Here is a 10,633-nt window from a genome sequence, read left to right as displayed (position 1 = left end):
TCGAGCTTGCCGCCGGTGCTTTGCGCCGCGTCGGTCTCGGTCAGCTCCGCCGTGCTGCTGCCGGTGATCACCGCCGCGTCGTTCACGCCGTTGATGACCACCGTCAGCGTGCCGACGCTCAGCGTGCCGTTCGACATCTTGATCGTGTACTGGATCGTGTCGGTGAAGGTCTGGTTGGCGCCCAGCGCTTGGATCTCAGCGCTCAGGCTGCTCGCGTCATAGTGAATTTTTCCGTCGGTCCCGACCCAGAATTTCGCGCCTTTTGTGCTGGTTTCGGCAAATTGAAGTCCCGCTTGGTCCTGGATCAGCAGATCCTTGTTATAATCGGCGAATGCCTTGTTCGTGACCGTGATGCTGGCCCCTCCATCATCGTTCTTGACGCCGTCGTCCACCGAATAGATCGTCGTCTTGGTTCCGCCGCCGCTCGCCGCAAGGACGTCGAACGTGAACTGAAGGCTGCCATCCTCGCTGCCGGATTGCGTCAGATTGGCTGCCGCGCCCGAATTCGAAAATGTAACGGTCGAGCCTGAAGTTATTGTTGTGGTCGCCATTGCCGATTACCCCCTGTGATCCTTTGCGAACGACGAAGGCGTTCGCCCCAACGGTTGCTGCTGATCCTGGTACGGACGACGCAAGCGGATGCTTCCGCCTGCGGCCCTTGGTCAGGACCAAGCGCCTTTGATTGAACGTGAAGACTTCTCTCGCCGAGAGACAAAACCCCACCCCCGAGCGCTTGCGCGCTCGCACCCCAACATTCCTATCTGGCGTGCCCCCCTTGGTCGCCGCAATCGCGGGACAAGCATACCTATAGTCAGTTATATTAGCTTTTTATGATTTGGAAACCATAACGGAATATATATTCTCGTGTAATGTTAACGATTCATTAAACATTTAACAAATCTGCGACCTCGTCGATTGATGCATATATCCCCTCAAAATGGGCTGCGATTTGGAGCGAATGACAGGCATCAAAATAAAGATTTAAAGTGCGCGGCCCGAATCCGTTCCGGCGCAGCCTGCTTTGACGGCGCAATGTCGAGTTCGCCGTCGCTCGGTCGCTGGCATTTCTGTTGGAAAATTCTATCGGAATATACAGTGACGCGTGCAACCAGACAAAGCGGGCTGGCCATCAACCAATGGCGCAAAGCTGATTTGCCAAAGCCTGGTAGGCGGCGCCTTTTGATGCAAGCTCACACCCCCAGCCTGTCCTGCTCCACGGCATTCGGATCGCCCGGCGCCGTCGCCCAGGCGAGCTCGACAAGCGTCACCGTTCGCCGACCGACGCCGTCGACCTGGCAGACGATGAGCCCCTGCTCCTCGATGTAGTCGAGCAGCCGGCGCGCGCGGCGCAGCGAGTGCGAGCCATAGGCCCGCGCGATCGCGGCGTCGCTCGGGCATGGCCAGCCCTCCTTGGCGGCGCGGGCAATCATCATGAACACGCCCTGCATGTCCTCGGGCAACAGCGATGCGCGCACCGACACGTCCCGCCACGCATCGTCCTCGGCCATGTCGGAGCCGACGCCGGCGCGGGCGCGCGTCAGCATGCGGCGGAATTCCGAAAGATCGGGTACTACCGAGGCAAGCCCTTCGATGCGGCAGCGGACCACGAACTCCTGGTAGAGCACGCCGATGACGCGGAACCCGGCATCGGGCTCAGCCAGGATGGCGCGCAGGATGCGGTCCATCCGCTCGCGCCGTTCAGCCAGATCCTCGGCGCTGGGCTGCGGCTCCGCCGGGTCGGGGCGGATGTCCAGCGGCGCGGCCTTGGCCGCCATCAGCTGATCGAGCAGGTCGGGCGACGGCCGGCGCTGCGGCCTCACCGTCTCCGGCGGCGGCGCGGCGAGAATGATCGAGCGCGCATCCTCGAGCGCGGTTTCCGGCAGCGGCATCAGCCGCGGCGTGCCGTTGCGCGGGCTGGTTTCGGTCTGGCCGATGCGCACGCTGAGCGGGTGGCGCGACAAGGCAGGCCCAAGCGCCATGAAATGCCCGCGCTCCAGGTCGCGGAAAGCTTCGGCCTGGCGCCGCTCCATGCCGAGCAGGTCGGCCGCGCGTGCCATATCGATGTCGAGGAAGGTCCGGCCCATCAGGAAGTTGGAGGCTTCCGCCGCGACGTTCTTGGCAAGCTTCGCCAGCCGCTGCGTGGCGATGATGCCGGCCAGCCCGCGCTTGCGGCCGCGGCACATCAGATTGGTCATGGCGCCCAGCGAAAGCTTGCGCGCCTCGTCCGAGACTTCGCCGGCGGCGGCCGGCGCGAAGAGCTGCGCCTCGTCGACCACGACCAGCATCGGATACCAATGGTCGCGCGCGACCTCGAACAGCCCGCCGAGGAACGCCGCGGCGCGCCGCATCTGGTTCTCGGCGTCGAGCCCCTCGAGGTTGAGCACCGTCGAGACGCGGTGGACGCGCGCCCGCTCGCCGGCCGCCTGCAGGCCGCGCTCGGTATGCTCCTCGGCGTCGATCACCAGATGGCCGAAGCGCTCGCCCAGCGACACGAAATCGCCTTCGGGATCGACGATGGTCTGCTGGACCCAGGGCGCGCTCTGTTCGAGCAGCCGCCGCAAAAGATGCGACTTGCCGGAGCCCGAATTGCCCTGCACCAGCAGGCGGGTGGCCAGCAATTCCTCAAGGTCGAGGGCCGCCGGCGCGCCTGCCGTGGTCTGCCCCATCTCGATTGCAACGGTCATGTCTCGATTCGGATCGTCTCCCTGCGCGCGACGGGCTTACCAACCGGAGCGCGGCGCGTCGAGCACGGCCAGCGCCTGACCGCGCAGTGTTCCACACCTATGGGCGAGCGTAAGCTCGTCCCTATGGGCGAGCGTCAGCTCGTCCCTATGGGCGAGCGTCAGCTCGCGAGCGGCGGCAGGCTGTCGGCAATCGCACTGGTCGGACCACCATTTCGCTGGCGCAATTCCACCATTGGCGTATCATCTTTTCAGAGAGAGTTCACAGCAGGAGGAGGCTGATGAACGTCGCTTCGGAACTGCCCGACGTGGATCCGACGGTGCAAGATATTGTTTCGTCTGCCCTTTCGAAATTTCGCGCCGGTGACACGATCTCGACCCGCGCGATGATCGACGCCGTCCGCCAATCGGACCCCGCCTGTGAGGACAGCGACGACCATCTGGTCGAGCTGATCGTCATGGCCGCCGTTGGTAAGACCATGGGTGTCGTGTTCGACCATCGCTCGCCCGACGAGCGATTGCCGCGTCTTTCCTAGGGGGCCTACGCAAGAGCGATTGCCTGCGGCTCGCCGCGCGCCAAGGTGTGTTGAGATTCAGGTCAGGGTGAGCCGAGAATGGCGGATTCCGGGAACCGGAGCGGAGCGTACTTAAAGTACGTGAGCACCGGAAGCGCAGGAAGCCGCCGTTCGCAGGCCAGCCTCACCTGAATATCAACAGACCGCCTAGCCTCCCAGCGGATGCGGCATATAGCCGACAAAGCCGGCGATCTTCCAGCGGCCGCCGATTTTGCGGCAGAAATAGAGCGTCTGCCATTTGAGCCGGTCGACGCCGCCGTCGGCCTTGGCGACCGACCCGTCGAACTTTTTGTGCAGCACCGCACGGTCGCCGTCGACGTCGATGTCGCGCATGTTGGTGACACGGAACAACGCCTCGCGCAGCGGCTCGGCGAATTTCGTTGCCGCGGTTTCCCTGGCCTGCCGCAGCCATTCGTCGCGATAGATTTCGAGCCTTGGGAACTGCAGCCGCCAGGCATCGGCGTTGGGTAGGAAATGCGCATGCATGCCGAAGAAGCTTTCGGCGATGAAATCGTCCTCGACCATCGACCAGTCCTGTCCGAGGAAGGCATCGATGTCGCGCCGCACCAGCATCTCCCACAGCGCGTGACGGTCGGCGTCGCCTTCCGGGTTCTTGTCGAAGGTCATGCAGGATCTCCCCTCACCTCTGCGCCGCCCGACGGGGGCAACATCGAGCGCAACATGCTGACGCTTCTGTAATAAAGCAACATGGATTCCGAAAAAATGTTGCTTTCCGACATCGGCTCTAGGAGGATCGCGCCGACAGGCGTAGACGGCTATGAACGATCCCGCTCAATCGCCCAAGAGGAGGCTCACCTTGCCCAAGCAGTGCTTCGGAAAATCGCATGTTCCGCTCTCGCCCGCCGTGCGCGCCGGCGATTTCGTCTATGTTTCCGGCCAGGTGCCGGTGGGCAGCGACGGGCTTGTGGTGAAGGGTGGCATCGCCGAACAGACCGAGCAGGTGCTGCAGAACATCAAGGCGGCGCTGGCCCTTGCCGGCTGCGCCATGGAAGATGTGGTGAAGACCACCGTCTGGCTGGAGGACGCGCGCGATTTCGGCACGTTCAACACGGTCTATGCGAAGCATTTCCCGAAGGATCCGCCGGCGCGGACCACCGTCGAGTCCCGCCTGATGATCGACATCAAGATCGAGGTCGAGGCCGTCGCCTACCGGCCGGTCTGATCGCCCGGTCGGATCGCCCGGTCGGATCGCTTGCGGCAATTCCAGGAAAAGTGCTTAGCGGTTTTCCGTCCGTGAACCAAACAAAGGGAGGGCACCGATGCAGTTCGATCTCCTGATCAAGGGCGGGCGTGTCATCGATCCCGCATCGGGCCTGGACGGGCAACGCGACGTCGCCATCGCCGACGGCCGCGTCGCCGCGATCGAGGCCGCCATCGACGCCGAAGCGGCGGGTGAAGTGGTCGATGCCAGGGACTGCATCGTCACGCCCGGCCTCATCGACCTGCATAGCCACGTCTATTGGGGCGGCACCTCGCTCGGCGTCGATGCCGATCGGCTCGCCGCCAAGAGCGGCACCACCACCTTCATCGACGCCGGCAGCGCCGGCGCCGGCAATTTCTTGGGCTTCCGCCGCCACGTCATCGAGCGCTCGAAGGTGCGCATCCTGGCTTACGTCAACATCTCCTTCGCCGGCATATTCGGATTCTCAAACACCGTGTCGGTCGGCGAATGCAGCGACCTCAGGCTTTGCGAGCCGCGTGAGACGGTTGCCGCGGTGCGCGAGCACCCCGACGTGGTCGTCGGAGTGAAAGTCCGCTCCGGCAAGCATGCCGGCGGGACCAGCGGCATCGCGCCGGTCGATCTCGCGCTCGAAGCAGCCGACAAGGTCGGTCTGCCGCTGATGGCGCATATCGACGAGCCGCCGCCCGGCCGCTCGGAAGTGCTGCCGAGGCTGCGACGCGGCGACATCCTCACCCACTGCTTCCGACCTTTCCCCAACGCGCCGGTCTTCGCCTCCGGTGCGGTGCGGCCGGACATGCGCCTCGCCCGCGAGCGCGGCGTCATCTTCGACATCGGCCACGGCATGGGCTCCTTCGACTTCGAGGTGGCGAAGGCGATGCTCGCCGAGGGTCTCGCGCCCGACGTTATCTCGAGCGACGTGCATCTCTACTGCGTCGAAGGTCCGGCCTTCGACATATTGGTCTGCATGTCTAAGCTCGTGGCGCTCGGCATGCCGCTGGTCGAGGTGCTGCGGGCGGCGACGCAGCGGCCGGCAGAGGCGATCACCAGGCCGGAACTCGGCACGCTGAAGGTCGGCGGCATCGGCGACGTCGCGGTGCTGAAGCTCCAACCGGGCCGCTTCACCTTCATCGATGCCGTCGGGGCGCCGCTGGTCGCGGATCAGCGGCTGATCTCCAACGGCATCGTCATCGGCGGCAAATGGTGGCCGAACGAAGCGCCCGACCACAACGAGACCGAGCGTTTCGAGACCCATGCGCATCACACGCATGTCGATGTGGCGGCGAGGCATTTTCGGTAGTGATTGGCTAATCTCCCCCCTCGTGGGGGAGATTGGCTCTTCACCGCCTCGAATTGCTCGGCTCGCCGTAAACCGGCGTGGCAATCCCTTCCATGCGCGCCTTGAGCTGCAGCGCAACGAACTTCGAATAGAACCTCGACAGCGCCAGATTGCCGCCATGGAACCACAGCGCCTCCTGCGCCGTCGGTTTCCACATATTGCGCAATTCGCCCTGCCACGGACCCGGATCGCCCTTCACGCCGGAGCCGAGGCCCCAGCATGGACCGACCTTGTCGGCGACCTCGCGCGAGACGATTGCCGCAACCGTCTGGTTCATCGACTGGTAGCCGGTGCAGCAGACGATCGCATCGACTTCCAATTCGCTGCCGTCATCGAACAGGATGCCGTCCGGTGTCAGCGACTTGATGCCGACGCCGCTTTTGACCTTGATCTCGCCGTTCAGGATCAGCTCGCAGGCGCCGACATCGATGTAATAGCCGGAGCCTGTCCGGTAGGCCTTCACCAACAGCCCGGTTTCGTCCTCGCCGAAGTCGATGGCAAAGCCGCTGTCGCTGAGCCGCTTGTAGAAATCCGCGTCGCGCTCGCGGATCACATCATAGAGCGCGCGCTGGCCCTTGGGCACCAGCGCGAAGGGCGTCGAGGCGACGATCATGTCGGCCTTGTCGGTGGTGATACCGCGCGCCAGGGCCTTCTCGGAGAAGATCTCGAACCCGACCTCCATCAGCGTGTCGGATTTCACCACCGTCGTCGGCGAGCGCTGGACCATGGTGACCTTGGCGCCGGCTTCCCAAAGGTCGACGCTGACATCGTGGCCCGAGCTTGCCGCACCGATGACGGCGATGCGCTTGCCGCGGAATTTTTCGCCGGTCGTATATTGGCTGGAATGCAGGAGCTCGCCCTTGAAGCTGTCTTTGCCCGCGAGCTCGATCTGCCGTGGCGGCCCGTAGGCGCCGGTGGCGAAAACGATATGCTTCGGCTTCAGCGTGATGCGTTGGCCGACCCGGTCGACCACCACGGTCCAGACCTTTTCGGCCTCGTCATAGGCGGCGCTGATGCATTTGGTGGCGACCCAATAGTTCAGCTCCATGACGCGGGCATACATTTCCAGCCAGTCGCCCATCTTGTCCTTGGGCGTGAAGACCGGCCAGTTTTCCGGGAACGGAATATAGGGCAGATGGTCGTACCAGACCGGATCGTGCAGCACGAGCGAGCGGTAGCGGTTGCGCCAGGAATCGCCGGCCCGCGCATTCTTTTCGATGATGAGCGCGGGAACGCCGAGCTGCCGCAGCCGGGCGCCGAGCATGATGCCGCCCTGACCGCCGCCGATCACCAGGCAGTAGGGCTGCTCATGCACGCCGAGGTCGCGCGCCTCGCGCGCCCGTGCTTCCGCCCAGGTCTCGCGCTCGGGATCGGCCTTGTGGCGTATGCCGAGCGGCCGCGCCGGGCCCTTCCGCTCCTCGAATCCCTTGAGTTCGCTCATCGCGGTGAACAGCGTGCGGCAGCGGCCATCCTTGAGTCGCAGGATGCCCTCGCCGCGCGCCACCGCCGTCTCGAATGTGAACCAGGCCTCGATGATGCCGTCGTCGACGCCCGGCTCTCCGGTCAAATGCCAGTGCGACGGCTGCGTCGAAGACAGCGTCGCCTTCAGCATCTCGCGGATCGCGGCCTGTCCCTCCATGGTCTTGATGTTCCAGGTGAAGGTCAAAAGATCGCGCCAATAGCCATCCTCCGCGAAGAGGTTCGTGGCCGCCTCGATATCGCCGGCCTCGAGCGCCCGGCCGAACGAGCCGAGCCAAGTTGCCGCCTGTTGCGATGGTGCGATGTCGAGCATTCTTCTTCGTTCCCTTTTTCATATCGCCGAAGCCGGCGCAGTGTTGGTTCGCTGAAGCCGGGGTCGCCGACTTTCCCTTCTCCCCTTAGGGGAGAAGGAAGAACCCGTCTCAATCCCCGAGCGGCTCCATCTCCTTGCCTGTCCGATGGATCTGGGCGTTGTACTTGACCCGGCGCACGGTCTCGCGCGCCGGGCCGTCGATCCTGTAGGCGGTCGCCACCGCCAGCAGATCGATGGCCGCGAGGAATGCGTAGCGCGAAGCGGTCGGCTTCAGCGTGTCGGGATATTCCGGAACCGCCATCGTCAGCCGCACGTCACAGACACGCGTCAGCTCGGTATCAGGCGCCGTCACGCAGATCGCGTCGGCGCGGTAATGCTTGGCGAGTTCCACCGCCTCGATCACTTCGCGCGTGCGGCCGGTTGCCGAGATCGCGATGACCAGATCGCCGGGCTTCAGCGTCGAAGCGGTCATGCGCATCAAATAGGGATCGCATTGCGCGCTGATTGTGATGCCGTAGCGGAACAGGCGGTATTGCGTTTCCTGGGCCAGCGCCGACGAACTGCCGCCGAGGCCGAACACCGTCACCTGCCGCGCCTTGGCGATCAGTTCCGCCGCTTTCTGCAATTGTCCCGGATCGATCTGCCGCTCCGCCTCCTGCAGCGCCCGCCGCGCCTCGCCGAACACGGCGTTCCAGAACGGCATGCCGCTATCGCTGTTTACGGGTTGCGGCTTGGTGGCAAGATAGAGCGCGCCGACCACCAGGCTCTGCGCCAGCTTCAGCTTGAAGTCACGCACGCCCTCGCAGCCGATGGCGCGGCAGAAACGGGTGACCGTCGGCTCGCTGACCCCGGCGCGCTGGGCAAGCGCGGCATTGGAAGCGTCGACCGCATATTTGACATCGTCGAGCACGACATCGGCGACGCGGCGCTCGGCAGGCCGCAGCTCCGCATAGCTGTCCTTCACCTGCGAGATGATATCGGGAATGCGCCTGACATGGTCATGCCGGTCGCTATCCTCATCGGTCATTCGCAACGCCTGGCTGTCGGCTTCGGTCATTGGCCAGTCCTCCCCAGCCCGCTTCGGGACCTGTCATCTTCGCGATTATCGGCCCGCTGACCATAGGCAATCAACCCGTACGAGTATGTAGGAAAGTAACACGCCCCGCAAGCGATCATAAACCCGATAAAAACCAGACGCTTAGATAAGAGCTGATTGAAGCTGATTGCTTGTGAGGTCTGCCGCCGCTTGACAGTAAAGTAGGATAGTTACAGACTGATTTCGCGGACAGATGGGCCTTCCGGCAACGCATCGCGCAGTCTCCGAGGGGGAGCATGAGTACGGCAAGCGCAAGAACGCCGAAGCTCGGCGTGCAGGCAGCGACGAAGGTCTATCAGACGGGCTCCGGCGACCTTCTGGCGCTGGATCGCTGCAGCCTCGATGTGCACTCCAACGAGATCGTTTCGATCGTCGGTCCCTCCGGCTGCGGCAAGACCACGCTGTTGTGGTCGATGTCGGGCCTGCATCGCCTGACGGCCGGCTCCATTCTGCTCGACGGCAAGGAGATCACCGGCCCGCGCCCGGAGATCGGCATCGTCTTCCAGGAAGCGAACCTTTTGCCCTGGCGCAACCTCGACGCCAACATCAACTTCCCCTTCGAGATCAAGGGCGAGAAGCCCGATCGCGCCTGGATCGCGCATCTGCTCAACCGCGTCGGACTCGACGGTTTCGGCGGCAAGTTCCCGCGCGAGCTTTCCGGCGGCATGCAGCAGCGCGCCGCGATCGTGCGCGCGCTGGCGCTGAAGCCTTCGGTGCTGCTGATGGACGAGCCCTTCGGCGCGCTCGACAGCTTCACCCGCGAGGAGATGAACCGCCTCGTCGAGGAGATCTGGCTCGACACCAAGACCACCATCGTCTTCATCACCCACAGCATCGAGGAGGCGATCTTCCTCTCCGACCGCGTGGTGGTGCTGACCACACGTCCGGGCCGCGTCGCCAAGGTCTACGATGTGCCGTTTCCGCGGCCACGTTCGCTGGAGATCATGGCGACGAAAGAGGTCTTCGACCTCACCAACAGGATCAAGATGGACATCGTCGGCGAGCGCCGGCCGAAGGCCCAGGAACAGCCGGAGCATAAGAGCGCTGAAATCGTGAGGATCAGGCCGTGAGCGGGGGCGACGCCATTCCGGAATTCTCGAAGGCCAAATCGGGAGATGGGCAGGACGTCAGCCTGACCAACCTGTCGGCTTTTTCCAGCGGCCCCGGCATCAAGTCCGGCGCCGAGGTGGCGGCTATCCTCGCTGTTGCCGTGGTAATCATCGGCGGCATCGAGCTGGCGCTGCGTATCTTCCACGTGCCGCAATACATCATGCCGCCGCCGAGCTCGATCGTTTACGCCTTGTTCGACGAGTTCCCGCTGATCGCCCCGCATCTCGGCTATACGCTGGTCGAGCTTGTCTCGGGCTTCGCCATCGGCGCCGTCGTCGGCCTGGTGATGGCGGCGGTGATCACGCAGTTCCCCTTCGCCGAGAAAATCGTCGCTCCCTATATCCTGATCCTCGTCACCACGCCGATGCTGGCGCTGGTGCCGCTGCTCATCCTGCGCTTCGGCTTCGGCTACACGCCGCGCATCATCGCCGTGGCGCTGGCAGCCGGCCCGATGGTGATGATCAACGCGGCCACCGGCTTCCGCCGCGTCGACAGCGCCAAGATCGCCTTGGCCCGCTCCTATGGCGCGAGCACTCTGCAGATCTTCTGGAAGATCCGCGCGCCGATGGCGCTGCCGATGATCCTGGTCGGCCTGATGATCGGCGCGATCTTCGGCCTGCTCACTGCCGTCGGCGCCGAGATGGTCGGCGGCGGCTTCGGCCTCGGCAACCGGCTCACCTCCTACTCGTCGATGATCCAGATGCCGCAATTCTTCGCGGTGGTGCTGATCCTGTCGACGCTCGGCATCCTGATCTACGTGCTGTTCTTCCTGATCGGCAAGAAATGGGCGAGCTGGGAGACCTAAAGACGAAAAAATGAATGCCCGGGAGGCGGGCGAA

10 protein-coding genes are annotated in these 10,633 nt (G+C 64.0%); 5 read left to right on the top strand and 5 right to left on the bottom strand.

What is annotated here, in order from left to right; translation table 11 throughout:
• Together P9273_RS30395 and P9273_RS30390 are read right to left on the bottom strand one after the other, a co-directional pair.
• Nucleotides 1–551, bottom strand: a 551-nt coding sequence (locus P9273_RS30395; protein WP_278052183.1) for a VCBS domain-containing protein, incomplete at its 3' end; no start/stop codon positions are given.
• 639 nt (nucleotides 552–1,190) lie between these two features.
• Nucleotides 1,191–2,684, bottom strand: coding sequence for an ATP-binding protein (locus tag P9273_RS30390; RefSeq protein ID WP_278052182.1), 1,494 nt, complete (start codon nucleotides 2,682–2,684; stop codon nucleotides 1,191–1,193).
• Between the two features lie 278 nt (nucleotides 2,685–2,962).
• On the opposite strand from P9273_RS30390, the gene P9273_RS30385 reads away from it, so the two are divergent.
• Nucleotides 2,963–3,217, top strand: a complete 255-nt coding sequence (locus tag P9273_RS30385; protein ID WP_040997403.1) for a hypothetical protein — start codon at nucleotides 2,963–2,965, stop codon at nucleotides 3,215–3,217.
• A gap of 186 nt (nucleotides 3,218–3,403) precedes the next feature.
• On the opposite strand, the gene P9273_RS30380 is transcribed toward P9273_RS30385, so the two are convergent.
• Complete coding sequence (locus P9273_RS30380) at nucleotides 3,404–3,883, bottom strand: hypothetical protein (protein ID WP_278052181.1); 480 nt, start codon at nucleotides 3,881–3,883, stop codon at nucleotides 3,404–3,406.
• A gap of 151 nt (nucleotides 3,884–4,034) precedes the next feature.
• Here P9273_RS30380 and P9273_RS30375 point away from each other — a divergent pair, with 151 nt between their 5' ends.
• Complete coding sequence (locus P9273_RS30375) at nucleotides 4,035–4,439, top strand: RidA family protein (protein WP_442920271.1); 405 nt, start codon at nucleotides 4,035–4,037, stop codon at nucleotides 4,437–4,439.
• 97 nt (nucleotides 4,440–4,536) lie between these two features.
• Nucleotides 4,537–5,757, top strand: a complete 1,221-nt coding sequence (locus P9273_RS30370) for an amidohydrolase/deacetylase family metallohydrolase (RefSeq protein WP_278052177.1) — start codon at nucleotides 4,537–4,539, stop codon at nucleotides 5,755–5,757.
• Between the two features lie 40 nt (nucleotides 5,758–5,797).
• On the opposite strand, the gene P9273_RS30365 is transcribed toward P9273_RS30370, so the two are convergent.
• Together P9273_RS30365 and P9273_RS30360 are read right to left on the bottom strand one after the other, a co-directional pair.
• Nucleotides 5,798–7,588 (bottom strand): NAD(P)/FAD-dependent oxidoreductase, encoded by a 1,791-nt coding sequence (locus P9273_RS30365; RefSeq protein ID WP_278052175.1) that lies wholly within the window; start codon nucleotides 7,586–7,588, stop codon nucleotides 5,798–5,800.
• A gap of 109 nt (nucleotides 7,589–7,697) precedes the next feature.
• Complete coding sequence (locus tag P9273_RS30360) at nucleotides 7,698–8,645, bottom strand: MurR/RpiR family transcriptional regulator (RefSeq protein WP_278052173.1); 948 nt, start codon at nucleotides 8,643–8,645, stop codon at nucleotides 7,698–7,700.
• A gap of 275 nt (nucleotides 8,646–8,920) precedes the next feature.
• On the opposite strand from P9273_RS30360, the gene P9273_RS30355 reads away from it, so the two are divergent.
• Both P9273_RS30355 and P9273_RS30350 read left to right on the top strand, forming a co-directional pair.
• Nucleotides 8,921–9,754, top strand: coding sequence for an ABC transporter ATP-binding protein (locus P9273_RS30355; RefSeq protein WP_278052171.1), 834 nt, complete (start codon nucleotides 8,921–8,923; stop codon nucleotides 9,752–9,754).
• On the top strand, nucleotides 9,751–10,599 hold the full coding sequence (locus P9273_RS30350) for an ABC transporter permease (protein ID WP_278052169.1): 849 nt from the start codon (nucleotides 9,751–9,753) through the stop codon (nucleotides 10,597–10,599). Before P9273_RS30355 ends, P9273_RS30350 begins: the two co-directional genes overlap by 4 nt.
• The last annotated feature ends 34 nt before the right edge of the window (nucleotides 10,600–10,633 follow it).

The sequence above is a fragment of the Mesorhizobium sp. WSM4935 genome (assembly GCF_029625735.1).
Lineage (GTDB): Bacteria > Pseudomonadota > Alphaproteobacteria > Rhizobiales > Rhizobiaceae > Mesorhizobium.
The sequence above is the reverse complement of the archived record's forward strand: the minus strand, read 5'-3'. Positions and strand labels throughout refer to the sequence as shown.